The sequence below is a fragment of the Paenibacillus lutimineralis genome (assembly GCF_003991425.1).
Taxonomy (GTDB): domain Bacteria; phylum Bacillota; class Bacilli; order Paenibacillales; family Paenibacillaceae; genus Fontibacillus; species Fontibacillus lutimineralis.
The window spans coordinates 2,653,156-2,676,868 of the sequence record NZ_CP034346.1; the positions used below are offsets into that span (position 1 = coordinate 2,653,156).

The 23,713-nt window shown below is 47.9% G+C and carries 23 protein-coding genes; 22 read left to right on the forward strand and 1 reads right to left on the reverse strand.

Annotated features, from left to right (window positions below):
- Nucleotides 1–120: 120 nt before the first annotated feature.
- Nucleotides 121–744 (reverse strand): transcriptional repressor LexA, encoded by a 624-nt coding sequence (gene lexA / locus EI981_RS11245; protein WP_126998139.1) that lies wholly within the window; start codon nt 742–744, stop codon nt 121–123.
- 238 nt (nt 745–982) lie between these two features.
- On the opposite strand from lexA, the gene EI981_RS11250 reads away from it, so the two are divergent.
- The 22 genes from EI981_RS11250 to EI981_RS11355 all read left to right on the forward strand — a co-directional run bounded on the left by EI981_RS11250 (nt 983) and on the right by EI981_RS11355 (nt 23,679).
- The gene (locus tag EI981_RS11250) at nt 983–1,342 is read left to right on the forward strand and encodes a LysM peptidoglycan-binding domain-containing protein (protein ID WP_126998141.1); all 360 of its coding nucleotides are present in this window, start codon (nt 983–985) and stop codon (nt 1,340–1,342) included.
- A 249-nt stretch (nt 1,343–1,591) separates the two neighbouring features.
- Complete coding sequence (locus tag EI981_RS11255) at nt 1,592–1,765, forward strand: DUF896 domain-containing protein (protein ID WP_126998143.1); 174 nt, start codon at nt 1,592–1,594, stop codon at nt 1,763–1,765.
- A 122-nt stretch (nt 1,766–1,887) separates the two neighbouring features.
- A complete protein-coding gene (locus tag EI981_RS11260) occupies nt 1,888–2,421 on the forward strand; it encodes a hypothetical protein (protein WP_126998145.1) in 534 nt (177 codons plus the stop codon).
- A gap of 64 nt (nt 2,422–2,485) precedes the next feature.
- Complete coding sequence (locus EI981_RS11265) at nt 2,486–3,280, forward strand: HAD family hydrolase (RefSeq protein ID WP_193556450.1); 795 nt, start codon at nt 2,486–2,488, stop codon at nt 3,278–3,280.
- A 40-nt stretch (nt 3,281–3,320) separates the two neighbouring features.
- On the forward strand, nt 3,321–3,731 hold the full coding sequence (locus EI981_RS11270) for a FixH family protein (RefSeq protein WP_126998149.1): 411 nt from the start codon (nt 3,321–3,323) through the stop codon (nt 3,729–3,731).
- Nucleotides 3,732–4,187: 456 nt separating this feature from the next.
- Nucleotides 4,188–7,625 (forward strand): methionine synthase, encoded by a 3,438-nt coding sequence (gene metH / locus EI981_RS11275; protein WP_126998151.1) that lies wholly within the window; start codon nt 4,188–4,190, stop codon nt 7,623–7,625.
- A gap of 80 nt (nt 7,626–7,705) precedes the next feature.
- Nucleotides 7,706–8,644, forward strand: a complete 939-nt coding sequence (gene rnz, locus EI981_RS11280; protein ID WP_126998153.1) for a ribonuclease Z — start codon at nt 7,706–7,708, stop codon at nt 8,642–8,644.
- Between the two features lie 256 nt (nt 8,645–8,900).
- Nucleotides 8,901–9,710 (forward strand): TIGR01457 family HAD-type hydrolase, encoded by an 810-nt coding sequence (locus EI981_RS11285; RefSeq protein WP_126998155.1) that lies wholly within the window; start codon nt 8,901–8,903, stop codon nt 9,708–9,710.
- A 234-nt stretch (nt 9,711–9,944) separates the two neighbouring features.
- Nucleotides 9,945–10,763 (forward strand): Fpg/Nei family DNA glycosylase, encoded by an 819-nt coding sequence (locus EI981_RS11290; RefSeq protein ID WP_126998157.1) that lies wholly within the window; start codon nt 9,945–9,947, stop codon nt 10,761–10,763.
- Nucleotides 10,753–11,607 carry a deoxyribonuclease IV gene (locus EI981_RS11295; RefSeq protein WP_126998160.1) on the forward strand — a complete coding sequence of 285 codons (855 nt, stop codon included), beginning with the start codon at nt 10,753–10,755 and terminating at the stop codon, nt 11,605–11,607. The genes EI981_RS11290 and EI981_RS11295 overlap by 11 nt, the downstream gene beginning before the upstream one ends.
- A gap of 46 nt (nt 11,608–11,653) precedes the next feature.
- Nucleotides 11,654–11,992 carry a cyclic-phosphate processing receiver domain-containing protein gene (locus EI981_RS11300; RefSeq protein ID WP_218653101.1) on the forward strand — a complete coding sequence of 113 codons (339 nt, stop codon included), beginning with the start codon at nt 11,654–11,656 and terminating at the stop codon, nt 11,990–11,992.
- Between the two features lie 15 nt (nt 11,993–12,007).
- Nucleotides 12,008–13,081: an SAM-dependent methyltransferase gene (locus EI981_RS11305; protein WP_227011799.1), complete on the forward strand. Its 1,074-nt coding sequence runs from the start codon at nt 12,008–12,010 to the stop codon at nt 13,079–13,081.
- A gap of 182 nt (nt 13,082–13,263) precedes the next feature.
- Nucleotides 13,264–14,781 (forward strand): serine/threonine protein kinase, encoded by a 1,518-nt coding sequence (locus EI981_RS11310; RefSeq protein ID WP_227011800.1) that lies wholly within the window; start codon nt 13,264–13,266, stop codon nt 14,779–14,781.
- 22 nt (nt 14,782–14,803) lie between these two features.
- Nucleotides 14,804–15,697 (forward strand): SAF domain-containing protein, encoded by an 894-nt coding sequence (locus tag EI981_RS11315; RefSeq protein ID WP_126998162.1) that lies wholly within the window; start codon nt 14,804–14,806, stop codon nt 15,695–15,697.
- A gap of 57 nt (nt 15,698–15,754) precedes the next feature.
- Nucleotides 15,755–16,471, forward strand: coding sequence for a hypothetical protein (locus tag EI981_RS11320; RefSeq protein ID WP_126998164.1), 717 nt, complete (start codon nt 15,755–15,757; stop codon nt 16,469–16,471).
- Nucleotides 16,468–17,292 carry a hypothetical protein gene (locus EI981_RS11325; protein WP_126998166.1) on the forward strand — a complete coding sequence of 275 codons (825 nt, stop codon included), beginning with the start codon at nt 16,468–16,470 and terminating at the stop codon, nt 17,290–17,292. Before EI981_RS11320 ends, EI981_RS11325 begins: the two co-directional genes overlap by 4 nt.
- A 2-nt stretch (nt 17,293–17,294) precedes the next feature.
- Nucleotides 17,295–19,136, forward strand: a complete 1,842-nt coding sequence (locus EI981_RS11330; protein WP_126998168.1) for an ATPase, T2SS/T4P/T4SS family — start codon at nt 17,295–17,297, stop codon at nt 19,134–19,136.
- The gene (locus tag EI981_RS11335) at nt 19,126–21,225 is read left to right on the forward strand and encodes a hypothetical protein (RefSeq protein WP_126998170.1); all 2,100 of its coding nucleotides are present in this window, start codon (nt 19,126–19,128) and stop codon (nt 21,223–21,225) included. Before EI981_RS11330 ends, EI981_RS11335 begins: the two co-directional genes overlap by 11 nt.
- Nucleotides 21,226–21,262: 37 nt before the next feature.
- Nucleotides 21,263–21,748, forward strand: a complete 486-nt coding sequence (locus EI981_RS11340) for an ABC transporter permease (RefSeq protein ID WP_126998172.1) — start codon at nt 21,263–21,265, stop codon at nt 21,746–21,748.
- Nucleotides 21,748–22,164, forward strand: coding sequence for a hypothetical protein (locus EI981_RS11345; protein ID WP_126998174.1), 417 nt, complete (start codon nt 21,748–21,750; stop codon nt 22,162–22,164). The genes EI981_RS11340 and EI981_RS11345 overlap by 1 nt, the downstream gene beginning before the upstream one ends.
- On the forward strand, nt 22,161–22,712 hold the full coding sequence (locus EI981_RS11350; protein WP_126998176.1) for a hypothetical protein: 552 nt from the start codon (nt 22,161–22,163) through the stop codon (nt 22,710–22,712). Before EI981_RS11345 ends, EI981_RS11350 begins: the two co-directional genes overlap by 4 nt.
- Nucleotides 22,699–23,679: a hypothetical protein gene (locus EI981_RS11355; RefSeq protein ID WP_126998178.1), complete on the forward strand. Its 981-nt coding sequence runs from the start codon at nt 22,699–22,701 to the stop codon at nt 23,677–23,679. Before EI981_RS11350 ends, EI981_RS11355 begins: the two co-directional genes overlap by 14 nt.
- The last annotated feature ends 34 nt before the right edge of the window (nt 23,680–23,713 follow it).

Genomic DNA, 23,713 nt, shown 5'->3' on the forward strand with positions numbered 1-23,713 from the left:
AAGGCATCCCAGCAGGGATGCCTTTAATCCATCGTTGTAGCATTAAATCGTCAATAATCGATTGCTGCAACTTATGTAGGATTCGTCCGAACAGACGCAGTCCATTGTATAAAATCAAGATTAATGAAAATCCCGGAAGAGGCCGATGACTTTGCCGAGGATGCTTACGTGCTTCAAGCGAAGGGGCTCCATGGTTGGATTCTCCGGCTGAAGGCGGATATGATCCTTCTCTTTGTAGAAGGTCTTGACCGTGGCTTCATCTTCCTCAGTCATTGCTACGACGATATCGCCGTTGTTCGCGGTCTGCTGTTGTCTTACGATAACATAATCGCCATTATGGATTCCGGCTTCAATCATGCTGTTGCCGACAACGGACAACATGAAAATCTCGCCATCGTTCGCATAATGATTAGGCAACGGAAAGTAATCCTCTATATTCTCGGTTGCCGTGATCGGCACGCCTGCTGTTACTTTACCGACGACAGGAACGCGTGCTACCGAATGGGCGAACAGGCCGGCGCTTTCGGATTCCTCGCCAAGCAGCTCAATAGCTCTCGGTTTGGTAGGGTCGCGTCGAATGAATCCCTTCTTCTCCAGACGATCCAGATGTCCGTGTACCGTAGAGCTGGAGGCTAGTCCAACGGCTTCTCCAATTTCACGGACGGAGGGTGGATATCCTTTCGTTCGTACTTCGCTGCGAATAAATTCCAAGATTGCTTGCTGGCGGCTGGACACCTTAGACATAACCAATCAACTCCAGTTAGTAACGTTTGGAAAAATTATAACATAGAACTACCGTTCGTACAAACATAAGTTCTAACTTTATACGTTTTTGATCCCATTTCATACATATATACCGAATAGATGCCGTCGAATGATGTGAAAAAAATAGAGAACGAATGTTCGAAAAAAGTATTGAATCAAACAAGTGTTCGTGTTATATTATTTTCAGCAATAAGAACACTTGTTTGGAGTGAGGAAAATGCTTAAATATAGCACTTATAAGAGTATTTATACGGAGCCAGTTCAGAAAACTTCTATATTGCCAGGGAGACGGAGCGCCCATCTTTCTAGAACAGCTAAGAGAACGATGTTGGTGCTTGTACTACTATTGTTAACCTGTACAGGAGTGGTCTCGGCTTTTGCCTCATCGACTGATAACGCTAATAAGAAACCGTTGGAGACAGTTATTGTTATGCCGGGTGATACGTTATGGGAGATTGCTTCTGAGCATAAACCCCAGGGCAAAGACATTAGAAAATATATAGATACAATCAAGCGTGCTAATGGAAAGCATTTGAGTTCGATACAAGCTGGGGAAGTGCTGGTTCTCCCTAACTAATCAGTTGTAAGTTCGTTCTAGTAGGTCCACGGAATGAATGTCGATACCGTTTTACGATGAAGAGAAATTACTATATAATGAAGAGAGCTTGCACTAAAGGCGGCACTGCCTTGACAAGCTCTTTTTCTCATGTCAGAGTATGAATAATTACTGCTTTGCATGAGCGGTAAATACGGCTTGAATCTGAATCTCTTCTATAATATGAGGATGAGAGCTGTAATAAAAGACTAACGACTTGGGGAGGGAATTATGGATATAGAATCTGTTGTTGCACGGATCAATGAATTGGCCCGTAAACATAAATCTGATGGGTTAACCGAAGAAGAGATTCTGGAGAGAGCTAAGCTGCGCGAGAGATATCTCGAGAATTTCCGGGCGAATTTCCGTCAAAGATTAGAACAAATCGAAATCGTCGATGAGTAAGCCGGCCCTTTGGGCCTGGCTATACATAACATGCTGCTTACGAACAAGTGTCGGGCTTGATTGGCTGGACATTTCGTAGGCTTATAATGTTGATAGCGCTATTAATATGAGGAGGACAGAATATGGGTTCATTTGACAGAAAAGTAGAACGCAATCAAAAAAGACTGAACCAAAAAGGGAAAGGGCCTACGATCACGACAGGCACGGCATCCAACCCACGGAAATCGCTTGGTGCAAGAGGGGAGGGGGATATTTTCCGGGGGCGCAATATCATCCTGCCGGGAGTGTTAGTGTTTATTGCCTTATTGTATTCAACCGTTGGAATGATCGGTAATTCAGCGGATATGAGTACCTGGCTTTATTGGCTGACGATCGGGCTGTACTTACTGCTGGCCTTCACCTTGTACATGAGAAGACCCTATCTACGCATTAACAAGAATTGGATATATACAACCAAATATAACCGCGACCGAATTCTGGAAGCAGGCAACATTAGCAAAATCAAAGTCAGCCGCAAGAAAATCATGATCGTGCCTAAGATTAAGGATGCGAATTGGGTATTCTATCGTACTCGGAATCAGTTTGATACGGCAGCTATGGGAGACCGTCTGGAGCAGTTCGCACACACTCATCATGTTACCTTTGAGAGAGAGTAGGAAACTTCGAGAGAGCGCATAGCAAATGATGTAATTTGGCATGGGAGAGGGAGGAGTGGTCGAAGTGACCATAAAAGCGGTATGCTTTGATTTGGATGATACATTGCTCTGGGATGATCGGAGCGTAAAAGAGGCTTTCGAGGAGACATGTCGCAAGGCTGAAGCAGTAACGGGCTGCAACTCGATAGAACTGGAAGCGGCTGTCCGCAGAGAAGCTAGGGAATTGTATGAATCCTATGAGACATTTTCTTTTACGAAAATGATCGGGATAAATCCATTTGAAGGGCTATGGGCTAACTTCTCAGCTGGGGAACAGCCGGAATTCCGTCAGCTTGAAGAACTGGCACCGATCTACCGTAAGGAGTCTTGGCGCCGCGGCTTGCTTGCCCTCGGTATTGCTAACGATGAATTGGCCGCCGAGCTTGCAGAAGGTTTTGCTGCAGAACGCCGGGAACGTGCGTATGTATATGAAGAGACATTCCAAATTCTGCAGGAGTTGAAGGGGAAGGTTAAGCTGCTTCTACTAACGAATGGCTGCCCTGCCCTGCAACAAGAGAAGCTGGATGGAGTGCCAGAGCTATCTGGTTACTTCGATAAGGTCATTATCTCCGGCAGCTTCGGCAAAGGCAAACCGGATTCCACGATCTTCAAGCATGCGCTTGAGCAATTAGGAACAGAGCCCGAAGAGACCTTAATGGTTGGGGACAAGCTTACGACCGATATTCGCGGAGCGCTTAGTGTTGGCATTAATGCCGTATGGATCAATCGGGATGAGAAGACCCGAAATGATGAGATCGTCCCGGATTATGAAATTTCTCATCTGTCCCAATTGCACCAGATTATTGCGGAATTAGCTTAATAGATCTCACCGTTATGATTCATGAAGAAAGGAAGATAGCATGCGAAGAAGAGGCTGGAGTGTTCTGTTATTCGCACTTGTTCTCATCGTGATTAGTGGTTGCGGAGATAAGAAATCCGGCAATCATACAGACAACATGGCTATGGAACCTATTCAGGTGAGGCTTCAAGTGAATCCGACTGAGATTCAAGCAGGCGAGAAGGTTCGTTTTGAGGCCAAGGTAACGCAACAAGGGGAGACGGTGGATGACGCCAAAGAGGTCATGTTTGAGATCTGGAAGGACGGGGATACCGAGGATCAGCATAGTAAGGTAACTGTCAAGAGTGCTGGAGAGGGAACCTACGTACTAGAGAAGACCTTTAAAGAGGCGGGCAACTATCAAGTCATCTCCCATGTTACGGCCAGAGATCAGCATTCGATGCCATCAGAGAAATTTACAGTTCTTGAGTAAGGCTTAGGATGCAAATGTTATGTCAAGAGAACTGCTCTTCATTACGAAGGGCAGTTTTTTTTATGTCCTCCTCTGATGTGCATATTTGTCACTGCGAAGTCCAGAACTTCATGCGGAATAGAAGCTCAGTCGTTAGTTCTGCTCGACAGAACGAAGTGTAGAGACGGCTTTTTACTCATTCAATCAAGGTGGATATAAATACGAACATTTATCAATCCACTGGTAAAATTTATTCGTGTTTTTAATTCTCATTACCCTGATGCGATTACCTGTTCATTAATTGATTCTTAATCGAGTTAAATACATCCGGTTATGTGATAGCCGCGTTTGGATCGACGCTTGAAATTCAGCGATAAGGTCAGTCATGGCGCGTACTTTCCGATTTGTAATTGCACCTTTTCTTAATGGCTGACTTCTGATACACTAAAACTTAACGTTTTGCGGGAGGGATTGAACATGAGTAAACCAAGTCTAGAGTCCAGAATGAAAGAACGAATATTAATCCTCGATGGGGCCATGGGCACCATGATTCAGCAGAAGAACCTGTCTCCTGCCGATTTCGGCGGGGAAGACCTGGACGGTTGTAATGAAATGCTTGTGCTCACCCGTCCGGATGTGATTCAGAACATTCATGAGCAATACTTGGAAGCGGGAGCCGATCTAATCGAGACGAATACATTCGGTGCTACTTCTATAGTGCTTGCTGAATACGGGCTGCAAGACCAAACGCGTGAGATTAACTTGGCAGCTGCGCGTCTGGCGATTGCTGCGGCTGATAAATATAGCACACCGGAACATCCGCGCTACGTCGTTGGTGCTCTTGGCCCCACGACGAAGACATTATCGGTTACAGGTGGAGTCACTTTTGACGAGCTTATAGACAGCTATGAGGAACAAGTGCTGGCATTAATCGAGGCCGGTGTCGATGCAATGCTACTTGAGACATCGCAGGATACGCTAAATGTGAAGGCGGGGAGTATCGGAATTACCCGAGCTTATGAGAAGTCCGGAATAAGACTGCCTCTCATGATATCCGGTACCATCGAGCCGATGGGAACGACACTGGCTGGACAGAATATCGAAGCATTCTATATCTCGCTGGAGCATTTGAAGCCGATCTCGATTGGACTCAACTGTGCTACCGGACCGGAATTCATGCGTGATCATATCAGAACCTTGTCCGATATGGCCAGAACAGCTATAAGCTGCTATCCAAATGCCGGACTGCCTGATGAGAATGGTAATTATCACGAATCGCCGGATTCGCTGGCCCAGAAGCTGGCAGGCTTCGCTGAGCAAGGCTGGCTGAATATCGCAGGTGGCTGCTGTGGGACGACACCTGCTCATATTGCTGCAATGGCCGATAAGATGAGCCACTTCGAACCGAGAACGATTAGCGGCGAGCATCCGCCGGCATTATCCGGTATCGATCCAGTCTATGTTGAAGCGGACAACCGTCCATATATGATTGGTGAGAGAACGAACGTACTTGGATCACGCAAGTTCAAGCGCCTTATTGTAGAGGGGAAATATGAGGAGGCGTCGGAGATTGCCCGTGCTCAAGTGAAGAATGGAGCTCAGGTGATTGACGTCTGTGTACAGGACCCGGATCGCGACGAAGCCCAGGATATGAAGCTATTCTTGGAGCTTGTAGCCAAGAAGGTGAAGGTACCGCTGATGATCGATACGACGGATCCCGAGGTGCTGGATCTCGCTCTAACCTACTGCCAGGGTAAGTCGATAATTAACTCCATTAATCTTGAAGATGGTGAAGAAAAATTCGAGACCGTAACCCCGCTTATTCATAAATATGGGGCAGCGGTTGTCGTTGGCACGATTGATGAGAAAGGGCAAGCGATCACACGGGAGGGCAAACTGGAAGTTGCCAAGCGTTCGCATGATTTGCTCGTGAACAAGTATGGCCTTTCTGCGGAGGATATTATTTTTGATCCATTGGTGTTCCCTGTCGGCACGGGGGATGAGCAATATATCGGCTCTGCTAAGGAGACGATCGAAGGTATTCGTCTAATTAAGCAGGAACTGCCTGCTTGCCATACAGTACTTGGAATTAGTAACGTCTCCTTCGGCTTGCCGGAAGCGGGACGTGAAGTACTGAACTCCGTCTTCTTGTACGAATGTACGAAGGCAGGGCTCGATTATGCGATTGTGAACACCGAAAAGCTGGAACGTTATGCTTCGATTCCTGAGGAGGAACGTAGATTAGCTGAAGAGCTGATCTATAATACGAATGACGAGACTTTGGCCGCATTTGTCGCCGCTTTCCGTAACAAGAAGGTAGAGAAGAAGGAGAAGGCAGTGAATCTGTCGCTCGAGGAGCGACTGGCTTCTTACGTTGTGGAGGGCACGAAGGAAGGTCTGATTCCCGATCTGGAGGAAGCGTTGAATCGTTACAGCGCGCTTGAGGTTATTAATGGTCCACTGATGGCCGGGATGGAAGAGGTTGGACGTCTGTTCAATAACAATGAGCTTATCGTGGCTGAGGTGCTGCAGAGTGCTGAGGTCATGAAGGCGTCAGTAGCCTTTCTAGAGAACTTCATGGAGAAGAATGAGACATCTGTCAAAGGCAAGATCCTGCTGGCTACTGTGAAGGGTGACGTCCATGATATTGGTAAAAACCTGGTCGAAATCATTCTCTCCAATAACGGTTACAAAATCGTGAATTTGGGCATAAAAGTACCACCGGAGCGTATTATTGAAGCTTACCGGGAAGAGAAAGCCGATGCGATCGGACTATCCGGTCTGCTCGTTAAGTCGGCTCAGCAGATGGTAGCTACGGCTCAAGACCTGCGCGGAGCGGGAATCGATGTGCCGATCATGGTCGGCGGAGCGGCGCTGACACGAAAATTCACGCGGACAAGGATTCGTCCCGAGTATAATGGGCTTGTCGTCTATGCCAAGGATGCGATGGATGGGCTCGATCTAGCCAACAAGCTTATGGATAAGGACCAGCGTGAGAAGATGCGGGTAGAGATGGAAGTGGAGAAAGAAGCGGATTCCAAGGTGGCCGAGAAGACTCCACTGCCACAGTTAACCCGAGTTGAACGCTCAAAAATATCGCTGGATGTGCCAGTATATCAGCCACCAGATCTGGAGCGTCACATCTTAAGAGATTATCCGATTCAGCACATTATTCCATATATTAATATGCAAATGCTGTTAGGACATCATTTGGGATTGCGTGGCTCAGTAGAGCAATTGCTCGCCAAGGGCGATCCGAAGGCCGTACAATTGAAAGAGACAGTGGACGAGATTCTAGCGCATGCTGCCCGTGATGGTATTATTCGGGCGAATGCGATGTATCGGTTCTTCCCGGCACAATCGTCAGGCAATGATATTATCGTGTATGATCCGGAAGATCATAGCAAAGTCCTCAAAAATTTCAGCTTCCCAAGACAACAGGTTGAACCGTATTTATGTCTGGCGGATTTTCTGAAGCCTGTGGACAGTGGTATTATGGATTATGTAGGTTTCCTCGTCGTTACGGCTGGACAAGGTGTACGTGAATTGTCTGAGAAATGGAAAGACAGTGGAGATTACTTGCGGTCGCATGCGCTACAGGCTGTTGCACTCGAGACTGCAGAAGGACTTGCGGAACGGGTGCATCATATAATGCGTGATATTTGGGGCTTCCCAGACCCGCAGGATATGACGATGAAGCAGCGTCATGGAGCCAGATATCAAGGCATAAGGGTCTCCTTCGGATATCCGGCATGTCCAAATCTGGAGGATCAAGGCCCGTTATTCGAGCTGATGAAGCCGGAGGATATCGGTGTTGAGTTGACTGAAGGATTTATGATGGAGCCGGAGGCTTCCGTCTCTGCCATGGTATTTGCTCATCCTCAGGCTCAATACTTTAATGTAGATAAAGCCTAAGTTAAATAGCGAGAACCCTCCGGTCTACGGAGGGTTCTCAGGCAATTTGAAGGGCTATAAGCCTTAAGGAGGTTAGATTCATGGAATTATATTTCATGGGCACAAATGCCGGGGTTCCTTCATTGGAGCGAAATGTAACATCGCTAGCACTCCGCCTGTTTGATGAACGGCGCAGCTTCTGGTTATTTGATTGCGGAGAGGGCACACAACATCAAATACTACGCTCGCCCCTCAAACTTAGTAAGTTGGAGAAGATCTTCATTACGCATCTTCACGGTGATCATCTGTTTGGACTGCCGGGGCTTATCTCGAGTAGGGCCTATCAGGGAGGAAATACACCGTTGACCCTATATGGTCCGCCAGGGTTAAAGCAATATATAACGACCTCACTGAATATTAGTGAATCAAGAATTGATTACCGACTTGATATCGTCGAACATGAGGGTGGGAAATTGTTCGAGGATGAGACCTTTTGCATTGAGTCCGAACTGCTAGATCACCGGATCGCGAGCTATGGCTATCGAGTCATCGAGAAAGACCTCCCGGGCAAGCTTGATTCTGTTATACTTGCCAGTCACGGCATTAAGCCAGGTCCGCTATATGGTAAGCTGAAGCGGGGGGAGAGCGTTGAGGCTCCAGATGGTGTAACAATAACGCCGGATGAAGTGCTTGGTCGTCCTAAGCAAGGCAGAATCGTCACGATCCTTGGGGATACGCGTCCGTGTCAGGCTGTGATCAGTTTGTCAGAGGGAGCCGATGCTATGGTTCATGAATCCACTTTTCTCGATGAATTGGCACAGACAGCCTATGATTATCATCATAGCACCGCGAAGCAGGCTGCCGAAGCGGCAAAGGCTGCAGGCGCGAAGCAGCTCTATCTTACGCATTTCAGTTCAAGATATAAATCCGAGGAACAGCTTCACCGATTACTTGTTGAAGCGAAGCAAACCTTCGCGAATGCTGAGCTGGCAAGAGAGCATGTGATTTACCCGGTAGTACGTGCTGATGGGGAAGAATAGGGTGGGAAATAATAGCTCTAATGAATTATTTTCCGGGAAAGCGCAGGATATGACAGGCGATTGCAAAGTTTGCTAAATCAAAGAAATGGGATAGATCCGACTTCGATTTTGTTCGACGCGGCCAGACGAGATAACACGATAGTTTGACAGGATCACAGCCCATTTACTGTTTATTTTGACAGCGAATTGTTCGGAAATTTGCTTGTCCTTTTGTTTTCCATGTACAATGATATTTGATACAGAGGAGGATAAAACGATGAGCAAATTAACAGCCGACTGGAAGGCTTATCTTATAGATTTAGATGGAACTTTATATCATGGAAGCCGTATGATACTTGGAGCGGACCGATTGATATCAGATCTCCACGCTGCTGGTATTCCTTATCTGTTCGTTACGAACAATTCTTCACGGACACCAGCTGAAGTTGCTGCTCATTTACAGCAAATGGGAATTCCTGCTGATGAAGAACATGTATGCACTTCGGCCGTAGCTGCGGCGCAGTACATCGCTGAGCAATATCCAGGCAGCAAAGTGGCTCCGATTGGAGAGAACGGACTGCTGGAGGCTTTACGTGAAGCGGGAATAGAGCATGATGAGCAAGATCCTCATGTGGTGGTTCAGGGGATCGATCGTTCTTTTACATATGAGAAATTAACGAAAGCGGCTCGGATGATTGCGAGTGGTGCGCACTATGTTCTGACTAACCCCGATCTGCAGCTGCCATCTCAGGATGGCCTGATGCCTGGGGCGGGTACTATCGCTGCGGCGATTAAGGCGGCATCAGGCGTTGAACCGGTAGTGATCGGTAAGCCGTCGGGGATCTTGATGAAATTCGCAATCGACCGGCTGGGCCTCCACAATGAAGAGGTCGCAGTAATTGGCGATAATATGTTGACGGATATGTCGGCAGGGGTCAATGCTGGCTGCGGCACGATACTAGTACTGACTGGCGTGACTACCGAGCAGAATCTGGAACAATATGTTGCCAGCACAGGGATTCAGCCTGATGCGATCTGTAGGGACCTGGATGAGGTTCGCAAGTTGGTGTGTGGAAAGATAATTTAAATAATGGTTCAAAAAGGTCGGTTTTCAACACCGAAACTTATGCTTCCGATGTGAATCACATCGTGTTAGATATAGAATTTATAAGTTATCAGCGACGTTAATGAAATTCTATATCGCAAGAAAACCTACCTTTAAGTCGCGGTCGCTCCTCCATGAATGGCTTCGATTGATTTTCTTATCAGAAGTGGACTTTTTGAACGACCTCTAAACATGAGAATGAAGGGAAGATGAGCCATGCCGGAACTACCGGAAATGGAAAATTATAAAGTACAACTATCACAGCATATCTTAGATTTACCGATCACTTCCGTGTCGGTTAACCGCGAGAAATCGATCAACGTAGAGGCGGAAGCTTTTAGTTCCGAGCTGCTCAACAGACAAGTTGTGTTTGTAGAGCGCCGCGGGAAACATCTCTTGTTCCATTTAGACAATGGACGTCGTCTGTTGCTGCATCTGATGCTGGGCGGACTATTGTATCTGGGCTCATCCGAGGATCGTCCGGAGCGGACTATTCAGATTGAGATTACCTTTGGTCCTGACCTTGTGCTATATTTCATGGGATTAAGACTTGGGTATCTACATATCCTCAGCGCCAAGGAAGCGGAAGAAGTGCTGGCGCATCTGGGACCAGAGCCACTTGGACGGAGAATGAACGAAGAGAGATTTATCAGCCTTCTACAGAATCGGCGCAGCAGTCTGAAGACTGCTTTGGTTAATCAGGATATTATCGCAGGGATCGGTAACTGTTATGCGGATGAAATCGCCTTTGCCGCTGGACTGCGGCCATCAGCCAAGCTACAAAACTTCGATGCCGCAGACTTCTTGCGTCTGTACCATGCGATGTGTGAGGTACTGGTTAAAGCGACTGAAGCCGGAGGCTATATGGAGATGCCTGTTATTAAAGGGGATACCTTGACGGGCGGTTCCAATGATATTTGTGAGGTATACGATCGGGGCGGGGAGACTTGTTCCCGCTGCGGAGATAAGATCGTAAAGACGGAAATGGGCGGGCGTAAAGTGTTCTACAGCCCGGGTTGTCAGCATGATCGATGAGATTAAAGTCGGCGGACATTTCAGCATTCGTTACGGATATTCCGGTGCTGCAAAGACGGCGCTGCAGATGGGAGCAGGGACTTTTCAGTATTTTCCCAAGAATCCAAGAGGTCTGTCGGTAAAGTCTTTCGATGCACGAGATGCTGAGACTTGCCGCCAGCTTTGTCTCACAAATCATATCGTGTCAGTGGCACATACGCCCTACCCGAGCAATTTGGCCGCTGACCCAGGTAATGGGGATGGACTATTCCAAAGGGTGGTAGAATCGCTGCGGAACGATCTAGAAATCGCCGAAGCATGCGGTTCTATCGGAATAGTAGTTCATTTTGGTACAAATAAGGCTGGAAACCCCTTACAAAGTTATCAAAATATTATACAATGTATAAATAAAGTGCTTGCAAATTGGCAAGGCCAGGCCAAGCTGCTCATCGAGAACCAGGCTGGGGATCACGGGGACATGGGAATGACGCTGGAAGAGATGGTTCAGATTCGCAAATTATGCGATTCTCCGCAGCAGATTGGGTTCTGCCTTGATACCTGTCACGCCTTTGCTGCGGGAATGTGGATGGGAGAGAACGATGATGAATTTGCGGCTAAGGCACAGCGGCTTGGGTACTGGGAAGCTCTCTCGGTCGTTCACCTGAATGATTCCAGGTACCCGCTTCATTCTCGCAAGGACCGCCATGCCAGAGTCGGGCAAGGATATATAGGAGAATCAGGTTTCAGACGGTTACTGCAGATGGATGTTATCCGGCATGTGCCGTTTATTTTAGAGACCGCTACTGGAGCAGATGGAACGTATAGAGAGGATATGGAGCTGATAAGACGGTGGGCGGAGAGCTAGTGCTGGAATAACAGCGGAAAGGAAGAATAACGTGATTCATGTATATATGGACGACTTTCGACGATGTCCAAAAGGGTTTACATTAGCGCGCTCAGTAGAAGAATGCATTGAGCTGCTGCGATTGACTGAAGTTGATATTTTATCGCTGGATCATGATATGGGCCCAGATGAGAAAACCGGTACCGAAGTGGCGGTTGCTATCGCTAGGGAGGGTCTGTATCCCCGTGAAATCTATTTACACACTTCAAGTATGTGCGGCAAGAAGAGCATGTACGAAATTTTGTATCAAAATAAACCGGAGCACGTCGTACTGCATAACTGCCCGATTCCGTTCGAGCGTCTGGACGCTATTGCGCGTCAGGAAGAACAGCGTGCTGGAAAGTAAGAGAGGTTGCACAACTTGAATATTCACATACAAGATAATACAGATGAGGCGCAGACCATTACATCGGCACGATATGTGTGTACAGCGAATCATGGATTTGCTCCGTATGCTCAAGAGGAGCTGCGTAGATTATTTGGCTCGGTTAAGAGTACCGTACTTGTGCCTGGAGAGGTGCTGCTGGTTACTCTACCACAAGAGCCACAAGAAATTGAGAGACAGTTTGCTGACGTGCAGCCGCTATTTTTGCGTCATATGTTTCCGGTAGGTTGGCAATGGACGATTAACGAAGAGAATTCAGGCCAAGCCTGGGAGAATGGATTTGTTCAATATCTTTTGGATGATGAGCGGTTAAAAGGAGCAAGGGTCGCTATTCAGCCACGGAAATCGGAGAGTGCATTATGGCAGGAAAGTGCTGTATCACTCAAAGACATGCTTCAGACGCGGCTGGATGAACTCGGAGCTGAGTTTGTGGTAAGAGATGCCGATTGGATCATATCCGTATTCATCAGCAAGGATCAAGTCCTGGCAGGAATCTCTACGCCGCGACAGAATTTATCTGACTGGAATGGCGGAGCGATCCGATTCCAGCGTGAGGAAGGCCAGATTTCACGGGCGAAGTTCAAGCTGCTGGAAGCAGAATCGGTCTTTGATATTAACTTTTCGGCTTTTCATGAAGCGCTTGATATCGGGGCTGCTCCGGGAGGCTGGTCTTCGTTCCTGTTGGAGCGAGGCCTTAAGGTAACGGCGGTTGATCCGGCGAAAATGCATCCATCGATATTGGCTTCACCCCAGCTGACTCATATCCGTAAAAATGCAGACAGCGTTAAATTCCGCGATGGAGAGTTCGATTTGCTCGTATGCGACATGAGTTGGAATCCGAAGCAGACGGCCAAAATGGTTATCGATTTGCTGTATGCACTCGTTCCGGGCGGAACGGCAGTCGTTACTGTTAAGCTGATGAGTAAGAAGCCAATGGCGCTTATTCAGGAAGTTATATCACTGTTTGAGGCGGCGCAGATGCAGGTTCAGCGTGCAAAACAGCTGTTCCATAACCGTGATGAAATTACGATATATATGATTAAATATTAATGCAATGAATTAATTCTTTTTAAAGTTCCTCTAAAAAAAGAGCTTTACTTCTTGTGAGTTTATGCTATACTGATTCCAAAATTATACATTAATAACAATAGGGAAAGCATCCCGTTTAGTCTCGGTTAATCTGAGCTGAACTTGATTGCTTTCCCTTTTTGTGTTGCAAAGGAGGTTATCGCTTGTCGCATATCGCGATGCTTGCTGAAGGGGATGTTATAGCAGGACGATACCGGATCGAGCACTTGATCGGACAGGGTGGCATGAGCCATGTGTATCTAGCTGGGGATTTGAAGCTTCCAGGGAAGCTGTGGGCGATCAAGGAGATGACGGCTCGTATGCCAAGAGAGCTGCAATTGGAGGAAGAAGCCGCCCTTTTGATCGCGATGAATCACCATCGCCTGCCGCGGATCGTCGATTTCTGGTCCAGTGATTCGGAAGGCCGTTCTTATCTTGTCATGGACTACATTGAAGGGGTTCATCTTGACCAGCATGTGCGAAGGCTAGGCCGAAGCTTCAAGCTGGAAATGCTGATCGGGATTGGAGTACAGATTTGCGAAGGCTTGCATTATCTGCACAGTCGCAAACCGCCGATTATTCATCGCGATCTGAAGCCCTCGAATCTGTTGATTGACGGTAAGGGCGAGATCCGCTTTGTTGATTTCGGCATTGCCCGCAAATTTAGGCCCGATGGACTTGAGGATACGATTAAGCTGGGGACGATTGGATTTGCGGCCCCAGAGCAATATGGCGGTCGTCAGAGCGATGGAAGGGCAGATTTGTATTCTTTGGGTGCGGTATTGCTATATTTGGGAACTCATTGCAAGTATACGGAATTCACGACAGAGGCCATGAATCTGCTTGCTAAGAATGGATTTTCTAGGCTTGCTCCTACTATTGAGAAATTGCTGCATAGCTTCCCAGAGGAGCGTTTCCAGACTGCGCAGGAAGCGGGTGCTGCGTTAGCCAAGCTGCTCGAGCGTCCACAAGCTGGTGGTGTTAGAGTCAGGAACAAAGTGAGGGCGGAGGAGGCAGGGGAAGTTGTCCCTGGCCGTTCTATCGTTATCGCTGTGATGGGGGCAGGTCCGGGAGTCGGGGCGACGCATACAGCGGTTTCACTAGCTCATTCGTTGGCCAGATATTCCCGAAGAGTCGCTGTACTGGAGCTTGATCCCCGGGCAACGGCGTTCGAACGGATTTTCCACAGACTGGGGGCGGAAGGGAGGCATTCCAGGCAGCTACCCAATCGACGTGCCCGTATGGAAGGAGTTGATTATATAAGAACCAGCTCACGCGTTGAGATGCTTGATCTATTCGCAGAGGACTATACCTATCTCATTTGTGATCTGGGTTCCAGCAGACGCAAGGATCTGCTTGAGGAATTTGTTAGGGCGGATCTGGCGATTCTGGTAGGCTCAGCTGTTGCATGGAGGGTCGATGAATTGGAGCTGTTCTCCACCGATGCTCCGGGTCAGATCAAGCGATCGCCGGTATACTGCCTTCCGCTTGCGACAGGAACAGACGTTAGCAGGCTGCAGAAATCATTGGATACGAAGCAGGTCTTTACTCTGCCAGCTGAGAGTAATCCGTTCGTTCCTGGACAGGCCATGGAGATGGCACTGCTACAGGCATGCAGTGAAGTACTGCCTCAAGGCATTCGTCCGGTCAAACGTGGATTCTGGCTATCGAGTAAAAAGTAATAAAGAGGAAGTGAGAATGTAGATGATTAGAAAACGAACAAGGCAAGTTATTTATGCTGGCATTGTCGGTGCGGGAATCGTCGGAGTTGCCTTTGCAGGGTATGCTATCCATGCTTCCAGCCAATTGGAGCAGATGCGGATATCTATCGCGAAGCAGTATGAGGACGAAATATCGGCCTTAAAGCAGGCTTCGGGTGCTGTTGTCACCGGCTGGACTTTATCACGGGAAATCCCCGCAGGGGAACGCATTACGAGACAGGATCTGGCTTCGATTGACCTGCCCGTGAACAGCGTTCCGGGCGATTGGTTAAAGGCCTCTGAAGATATCATCGGCAAGGCCGCCAAAATTACGGTCGCACCTAATACCCTACTTACCGGCTCCTTGTTATTTGAGGAGGGGGCAGTCTCTGACGATCTTCGTTATCGCGAGATGGGTTTCATCCAACTGCCAGGTGAATTGGAGCAGAAGGATGTCGTCGATATTCGGATTCAGTTCCCAACCGGACAGGATTACATCCTGCTGTCCAAGAAGCGGGTTGAATCACTCGCCCCAGGTGTAGTGACATCGACCCTCAATGAAGAGGAGATTCTGCTGTTGTCCAGCGGGATCGTCGACGCTTATTTACATAAAGCCTCTATTTATGCCCTTAAGTATGTGGAGCCGTATCTACAGCGGGAAGCGATACCGACGTATCCGCCGAGCGATGCGGTGCTTCAGGTGATCCGCAAGGATCCGAACATCATAGATATGGCGGAGCACGCTCTAACTGCTTCGATAAGAGCAGGTCTGGAAGGAGATTTGGCATTGGTGACGTCGCAGCGAGCGGCTGAATTTATGAGTCAGAAATCTTCTTCTACATCCGTTCGCACCTCACAAGAGCGGAGCGATTCATTTGTGCTCGATGCTGGGAAGTAATAGACACCAGTAATCGGTTGAATTGATGGGATATCCAGGTCTATAGGAGGGGATCGGATGAAACGTTGGTTATTTGCCGGGGTGAGTGATAAGCGGGAGCTTATTCTCTACATATGCAAGCTGCTCACTGCGGCCGGACAGCGTGTGTTACTTGTAGATCGAACGGTTGAGAGTAAATATCAATATCTTGCCCGCAATAGGGAGGGGGTTTTACCACTAATTGAGTTCTGTGGCTTCGATATCACAAATGGAGAGCTAGAAGCTTCGGAAGAAGGAACAGGATTGCCGGAAGCCATCCATATTAATGCCGAGAGTTATGATTATTTATTGTATGATTATGAGCTGGATCAGCCAAAGGCGGAAGGACTCTGCTCACAAATGGATCAGATTATATGGGTGACTACTTTTGATCATTATGAGGTGGAACGAAGTGCTGACTGGTTCAGACAATGGCTTCGCTCGGATCCTATACTAGCGGGAGTCCTTGTTCATCCTGTTCTGATAAGAACGGTAGAGAGTTACCTAACCGCAAATTACATGATGAGTCTGACAGAGGATTTACCGATAGAGTGGAATACAGACGTAGCGTGCATTCCCTGGAATGAGCTTAATACAGCCATCCATTATGAGAACGGGCATGAGCATATGCTTCATATTCATAGAATCACCCGCTCTTATAGAAGAGCCCTGATCTCTCTAACCGTACAGTTGACCGGATGGACAAGAAGCGAAGCAAAAAGGGCAATGCGCAGTGCAAGAAGGAGGGCCATATGAGTCGAATTGTTGTTTGGGATTACGGTTATAACGGTGCTGCGGATATTGCTGCCGCCATAGCCATTGTTACTTCGCTCTACCAGAGGCGGCGCATACTGGTGATTAATGAAGATGATATAGGGCAGGGAGTAGAGCAGGGTTTTCCTGTATATGACGAAATAGCTGTTAGAGATGGCTCAAAGATTACAGAGACAGGGACGGAAGCCCTACTGCGGCTACTTATGAATCGGCGCTTATCGCGGTATAACTTCGCGGACTATACTAGACCGCTGATTAACAGCCGTCTTGACCTCATCCCTGGTGCAAGGGGAGGGCTGGGCAAGCAGGCAGACGTTGCGCTGCAGCAGCTATATGCAGTTGCAGAGGATGTATATGAACTTGTATTCCTGCATCGGAGAGGCATAACGCTGCCTGTTGCCGAAACGGAGGAGGCGCTGCTGCTACCTGTACTGCAACAGAATCGAACCGAACTGGACCAATTTTTTGCATATTACCGTTCTTGCTCTGAGGTAGCAAAGAACAAGGTAAAAGGCATCATCCTCCGCCATTACGATCGCCAGGCCAAATGGAATATTGCGAATATCAAACGGTATTATGGCTGTGAAATTCCTCTGCATGGCATCGCTTATGATACCGGGTTCGCTGATGCTTGGAATGAACATGACCTGCTCCGGTATTTCCGCCGAATACAGCTGCCTGGCCGAATGGGGACAAAGCGCGGGACCCTGCTGGAAGCTCTGCAGCAGATTGGTGGCGCAATGGCCGCTGCGTCAGACAGATATATGCCTCCGTCATCGCTATCTGATGATAAGGGGGCCTAGCAATGGATCGACTTACGAACGGGATTGGGATTGCTTTGATCATGCTTCTGGCGCTCCTTCTTGTCTGGCTTAGGGCCAGAGCGGTGTCTGAACATAAATTTACGAGCAAGGTGACCCATGAACGCTATAGCTTGCCCGATCTTATCGCCTATGTGAAGTTTCAGCTGCATGAATTAAGCCGCAACAAGATCAATCAGTGGGGGATGGGAGAGGAGACCTGGGCCCGTAAAGTGAAAGCGAGAACAGAATTGCGCCAGGCGCTGCGGGGATGTACTTATGGGGACCGTAGCGACAAGCGATTCGTTCAATCTTATATCCGCGATTTGCTGCTTGAAGGATACGGGGTTACGGAGGAGAGCATCGAGCATATTATTCCTTTTCATCAGCCCGCCAGGCTGACGCACCAGGATCGGTTCGAGATCATTTTCTATCTTTATCGCCAAAGATACGGTGATGATGCGCTGTCGGTTCTGATTGAGGAATACGAACTCGACGAACCGAAGCAGACGAACGAAGAAGAGGAGGGATATATGTACGAAATTAGCGTCGAGGATATCGATTATTGCTTCGGTAGGGAATACAGACAGCTAAGCTTCGAAGAGAAGCTGGATATCATTGTCCAGCGCATCTATCAGTCGTATAAGGGTTTCTCTGTAGTCGACAGTATACTTGAGCAGCGAATCGACGGAGTAAGCGGCGGAGTAAGTGGAATATCCGAATCGGTTCAGTTTGGTAATGAGCTGGGCGATGTTAACAGAGCCGGGTTTGGAACTGTTCCTAGTGCTCCATTGGACGAAGATGGGCGAGAAGTCTCCCAGGTATGGGAGAGTGTATGGATATTTTATAAAGGCAAGAGCATTAGACTTCCTTTCTTATCCTTCGGCAGCGAGTTCGAGCTCAGGAGGATCTGTCAAAATATATATAAATACAATTTGCCAGGTCAATTGTCAGAGGCCAGCGGATTTAAGGTGAACGATATGAAGGATGGTTCCCGGGTCGTCGTTGTCCGGCCTCCGTTTGCAGAGACATGGGCCTTCTTCGTTCGTAAATTCGATACCCAGGGAGCGGCGCTCGAGCAATTAATACAGGGCCATGGCGCAGAAATTCCTATTCAGCTTCTGAAATATTTAATGAAGGGTAGTCGAATCACTTCAATTACGGGGTCACAGGGCTCAGGCAAAACGACGCTGTTAATGGCGCTGGTTAAACACATCTATGCGTCTTACACACTGCGTGTTCAGGAGATGTCCTTCGAGTTGAATCTGCGGAAGCTGTATAGTGCTAGAAATATACTCAGTTTCCGGGAGACGGAATATGTAAGTGGACAAGCAGGCCTTGACTTGCAGAAGAAGACAGACGGGACGGTGCATATTCTTGGTGAGGTAGCTTCGGATGAGGTCGCTTCCTGGATGATTCAAATGGCACAGGTGGCTAGTCTCTTTACCGTCTTCACACATCATGCCAAGACCTTCCCTGATCTGGTCGATTCTTTACGGAACTCATTATTGAAGACGGGAGTCTTCCGGGATGAACGGGTTGCCGAACTACAGGTCGCCGGGGTTATCGACTTTGACATCCATTTGCGCAGAGATATTCATGGCAATCGCTATATCGAAAGGATTACTGAGTGCAGCCGCCGGAGTGATGGCGAAGCAGATATATTTACCGGGGAGCGAACCTATCAGGCGAGGACGATTGTCGAATATATCGATGGTGGATACCGGATCGTTCAACCGATAACGGATTGTTGCCGTAATGAAATGCAGCGTGAGATGCTACCGGAAGATGCCCTCCGTTTCGAGCAATTTCTGTCTCAGTATTGGGGGGAGCAGATTGGAGCTTAAATCGGTCTTGTTGTGGATCGCATTTATATCATTTCTATTATTTGGCGGCGTTTATTTGATCGCTTTAGAGATTCGCAGGCGTGAAGAGAAGAAGGCAGGAGAGCTCGGAGTAGCAATGGATACAGCGGCTGCAGCGCCAGGATTCTTGTCCAGATTGAAGTCAGTCGTGGCGACTTTACTGTTACGATCCTATGCCATATCGATGAAAGTGCCGCCCTTGAGGTTATATGTGCTTAAGGTTCGTGGTCGTATTTCGCTGCTGAAGACATCGGATGAATTCGAATTAAGGCGCCAGACGATGAAGCTTGTATATTTGCTACTGGGTATATCCGGGATGGCGATTGTCTCGTTGACTTTGATGCATCCGAACGTGCTGTTCTTTCTCACTGTCATAATTACCGTTGCCGTTATTCATGGGCTCATGCTCGAAGGTTATGTAGGAAGGCTGGAGAAGAAGTTGCTGCTGCAAATGCTGCAGTGGTTCACTGCAGTTAGACATGCCTATCATGCTCATGAAATGGTTGCGGATGCGATCGATGAGGCGAATGAGAGCTCGAGTGAGGAAATCGTCAGACATGGGGAGAGGATCTATGACGCCCTGACTTCAGCTGAACCGGATAAGGAGCTTGATCGCTATTATGAGACGGCGCCGAATCGCTTCTTGAAGGGATTTGCTTCGATCTCCCGGCTGATCATGGAATACGGAGACCGCAAGGATGAACAGCAGGGGTCGCTATATTTGCGCGGGATCTCCAGCCTGACCGGGGAGATTCAGCTTGAGCTGATGCGTAGGAATAAGCTTGACTATTTGCTAAAAGGGCTCAGCTTAATTGCATTAGCTCCTATTCTCTTCACGAAGCCGATCGAACTTTGGGCACGGCGGAATTTTCCGCTGATGGATCAGTTTTATTTGAGCAAGCTCGGAATCTCTATTCATATCGGCCTATTTATTATTATATTGCTCAGCTACATCCTTCTGCAGAAATTAAAAAGTGAGGAAGCTACAGCCTATCGCGCCGACTCCGATATTTCCTCTTGGGAGGCGAAGGCCTATCGCTCGAAGGTAGTAAGAATGATTGTGGGCTGGTTCTGTCCACCACCTGGATCAATTCGTTATGATCATATCGCCGAACTACTTAAGGAGACGAATCAGAACCTGCGTGTTGAATTGCTGCAGGTAAGACGAATCGCTATTTTTGTTGGATGTCTGTTCGTCGTAGTGTGCTCGATTAGCTGGACGCATTGGAAGAGTAAGGAATGGATTATCGCTGAGCCGCCAACAAGCTACGTATTTCTTGGCTCCCTCTCGAAAGAAGAAGCGAAGGATGCCAGAGAGATGGTTGAGCTGGACCGGCAGGTCCTGCGGAGTTCAGGGATGTCCGTAGCGGCAGATGATGAAGCTATAGTGCCAATCGTTACTTCGGCAGCGAAGGAGATCGGTCTGAAGCTGGACGAAGGCAAGACGACTGCGATTACGCAGCGTATCATGGACAAGCTGGATCGCTATCAAGCCGAATATTGGAAATGGTGGGAGGTCATGCTTTCCCTTATATTGTCCATGCTCGGATATTACAGTCCGATCTGGACGCTTCGATTCCAGCGCAGATTAAGGCTGACAGATATGAGACATGAGGTGTACCAGTTCCAGACGATGATTATGATTTTAAGAGAGTTCGAACGTATCTCGGTGGAAGCAATATTGGAATGGTTGTACAGCTATGCCGTTATTTTTAAAGCTCCGATTGAGAAATGCTTATCTCATTACAGTGCAGGGGCTCAAGAGGCTCTTCTGGGATTGAAGGATGAGACTGCGTTGGAGGAGTTCCAACGTTTGATCGAGCACTTGATTCAGGCAGAAGAGAAAATACCGATTAAAAAAGCGTTTGATGACCTACAGAGTGAGATGGGCTTTCAGTTTGAGCGAAGACGGCTAGATTATGAGAAGGATTTGGATATGAAGGCCGAAATGGGCCGAATGATCGGTTTTGTGCCGATGTATTCACTGATTTTTGCTTATTTAGTCATTCCGCTAATTTGGATGAGTTTCAAACAGATGGATATCTATTTTCAACAAATTCAAAATTTATAGAGGTTTTGAACCTATATTTATTAGGAGGAATTAAAGTATGAATAACGCTTCATCCGCATTAAAAGTAGCGGCAGGAATCTTCCTGACGATCGCATTGATTACGATTGTCGTTGTCTTGTTCGTCTCGGCGCAAGAGGCAACGAAGACGGCGCAGAACAATTTCTCCGACATTCAGACAGAGCTGTCGCAGGCCTCTTTTACAGTATACGATGATACGACGGTTAGCGGTTCACAGGTAACGAATGCGCTTCGTAAATTTAAGGAACGCGACCAATTCGGGATTCAGGTGCTTACCGGTAAGAACCGCCAAGGGGAATGGTACGGCAATACTCTAAATATTACCGGCAATGCTGATGATTTTGGTTCTGTTATTAATAGGAGCAATGCAGACATTAGCAACTCATGGAATGAGAAATTAAATGAATATGTGAACCCGAGCGGGAAGTTTAAGGCCCGGGTTGTTAAGGATAATTCCAATGTCGTGCGCGGCTTGATCTTTACGCAGACGACAGTGACCCCTTAATGTTCAGTACGCTCAAAGATTTGATGTGGCTGCTCTGTTCCACGGTACTGTGCATGGGTGCACTTATATATACTTTGGATCACAGCGAGCGACAAGCTCTGGTATTGGCAGGGGTGGTTCCCTTTATTCAGAATCAGAAGGTCAGTGTAAATATGCAGACCTGGGCGAATCAAGAGAAACGTACGCAAGACACTTACTCCGGAGCACAGGTTTTATACGGTCTGGTAGATTGGCTAGATCATGGGGTCCACCTTCAGGTTGAAGATATCTCCATCTCAGAGACGGACGACATCTCTTCTTTATTGCTGACTGTCATTAAGCTAGACCGCAGTTATTCCTATGATGCCGAATATGATGACATGGGGAAACTGCGGAGACTTTCCTTTTACAGTGTTACAGGAGGCGTTGCTCCATGAGTAATCCGCTGTCCAAAATAGTTGCGGCGCTGCTAGTAGTTGCCCTCATCGTACTTTTTCCGGCGGTTCAGTCCGCTGAGCGAGCAGAAAATATTTCAGTATTGACCACGTACAATACGATGGTTCAGTTTACGGATGCCGTGCGAAATAAAGGTTACTTGTCTGCTGGCATGTTTGAAGACTTCGTGCGTGAGCTGGCTGTTTCCGGCCAGGTCTATGAGGTGGAGCTGGAGCACAGACATAAGAAATATCATCCTGAATATGATGATCCAGCTGATAGTAGCACGTTCCAGGAACAATTCAGTGTAATCTATGATTCATACTATACGGAAGAACTGCTTGGTCGGTTATTTTCTAATACGGGGGCGATTGGTGATACTGATAGGTTGTACAAGCTGGAAACAGGCGATTTCTTCTCGGTTGCTCTGACGAGGCGTTCGGTATCTCTATATCAAGTGCTAGCTGGATTCCTGCAGGCCTCTTCCACGGCTGGGAGAGGACCACAGACGATGTATTATGGAGGGATGGTTCTGAATGAAGATTACTGATTGGGCCATCATCTTTGTATTAATCGTCGGTCCATTTCTCAGGGCGTTATCTCTGTATTCCACGGATTTGCAGGAGGTCAATCGCCTGCAAATCCGCTATACTACTGCGCTTCGCACGGCGGTACAGGATGCGGGAAACGTGTTGAACCGCAATGAACTTCAGCAATTCGAGATGGGCTACGACTCGAACAAATATATGCGGGCAGATAAAGAACTGGCTCTGTCCGTCCTTCTACAGTCGCTCGCGATCAACTTTGGTATAGCAGAAGATTCGCTAGCTCAAGCCGCATTTATGAAATATATTCCCGCGATTGTAGTCATCGATTATGATGGCTATTGGATTTATGCACTGGATGAATTCAGCAGTGCAAATGGAGAGCCCAGGCTGGAACATCGCTGGCACCCGAAGAAGCCTTACGTATACACGGATGGCTCTAGGAACAGTGTCGATTTTACACTGGATTCTTATATTAGGGTTATTTCTTCAACCACTGGTGAGGAGGTGCGGGGATTGTTAGAAGATCTTGCTCCTGTAACTGCCGTGCCGCTGCTGCAGGATGCGGAAGTATTCGATCAAGTAAGACGTTCCACCATCGTGCGCCAGATCGAAGAGGATTTGCAGCAAGTGATCGCTGTACATAATGAATTTACCGCCCGATTAGGCTTTACTTACACCTTCACGTTACCGACGATCCCTCAGGAGGAGTGGAATAATACATTGGACGATGTCGGAATTATTGCCTTTCTACAGGGGATTCCCGTAGGGAATCATTACTATAACAACTTTGCTCTCGGTGGCGGTAGGCTGCGAAAAGCGGAAAGGATTGAAGGCGGAGTCGATCCGGCAACGGGTATCAGGTACTATTATTTCCCAAAGTGCGAGCTTCCCTACAATACCGAGGAAGTGTTCGCCCGCAAACGGGAAGCGGCAGCACGGGGTTATTATGAAGCGATTTGCAGGCCATAATAGAACAGGCGCCACTCTGATAAGAGTGTGCGCC

Excerpts from the sequence above, each read along its gene's own strand:
- lexA (WP_126998139.1), bottom strand. The coding sequence starts at position 744 with ATGTCTAAGGTGTCCAGCCGCCAGCAAGCAATCTTGGAATTTATTCGC.
- EI981_RS11250 (WP_126998141.1), top strand. The coding sequence starts at position 983 with ATGCTTAAATATAGCACTTATAAGAGTATTTATACGGAGCCAGTTCAG.
- EI981_RS11255 (WP_126998143.1), top strand. The coding sequence starts at position 1,592 with ATGGATATAGAATCTGTTGTTGCACGGATCAATGAATTGGCCCGTAAA.
- EI981_RS11260 (WP_126998145.1), top strand. The coding sequence starts at position 1,888 with ATGGGTTCATTTGACAGAAAAGTAGAACGCAATCAAAAAAGACTGAAC.
- EI981_RS11270 (WP_126998149.1), top strand. The coding sequence starts at position 3,321 with ATGCGAAGAAGAGGCTGGAGTGTTCTGTTATTCGCACTTGTTCTCATC.
- metH (WP_126998151.1), top strand. The coding sequence starts at position 4,188 with ATGAGTAAACCAAGTCTAGAGTCCAGAATGAAAGAACGAATATTAATC.
- rnz (WP_126998153.1), top strand. The coding sequence starts at position 7,706 with ATGGAATTATATTTCATGGGCACAAATGCCGGGGTTCCTTCATTGGAG.
- EI981_RS11285 (WP_126998155.1), top strand. The coding sequence starts at position 8,901 with ATGAGCAAATTAACAGCCGACTGGAAGGCTTATCTTATAGATTTAGAT.
- EI981_RS11290 (WP_126998157.1), top strand. The coding sequence starts at position 9,945 with ATGCCGGAACTACCGGAAATGGAAAATTATAAAGTACAACTATCACAG.
- EI981_RS11295 (WP_126998160.1), top strand. The coding sequence starts at position 10,753 with ATGATCGATGAGATTAAAGTCGGCGGACATTTCAGCATTCGTTACGGA.
- EI981_RS11300 (WP_218653101.1), top strand. The coding sequence starts at position 11,654 with ATGGACGACTTTCGACGATGTCCAAAAGGGTTTACATTAGCGCGCTCA.
- EI981_RS11315 (WP_126998162.1), top strand. The coding sequence starts at position 14,804 with ATGATTAGAAAACGAACAAGGCAAGTTATTTATGCTGGCATTGTCGGT.
- EI981_RS11320 (WP_126998164.1), top strand. The coding sequence starts at position 15,755 with ATGAAACGTTGGTTATTTGCCGGGGTGAGTGATAAGCGGGAGCTTATT.
- EI981_RS11325 (WP_126998166.1), top strand. The coding sequence starts at position 16,468 with ATGAGTCGAATTGTTGTTTGGGATTACGGTTATAACGGTGCTGCGGAT.
- EI981_RS11330 (WP_126998168.1), top strand. The coding sequence starts at position 17,295 with ATGGATCGACTTACGAACGGGATTGGGATTGCTTTGATCATGCTTCTG.
- EI981_RS11340 (WP_126998172.1), top strand. The coding sequence starts at position 21,263 with ATGAATAACGCTTCATCCGCATTAAAAGTAGCGGCAGGAATCTTCCTG.
- EI981_RS11345 (WP_126998174.1), top strand. The coding sequence starts at position 21,748 with ATGTTCAGTACGCTCAAAGATTTGATGTGGCTGCTCTGTTCCACGGTA.
- EI981_RS11350 (WP_126998176.1), top strand. The coding sequence starts at position 22,161 with ATGAGTAATCCGCTGTCCAAAATAGTTGCGGCGCTGCTAGTAGTTGCC.
- EI981_RS11355 (WP_126998178.1), top strand. The coding sequence starts at position 22,699 with ATGAAGATTACTGATTGGGCCATCATCTTTGTATTAATCGTCGGTCCA.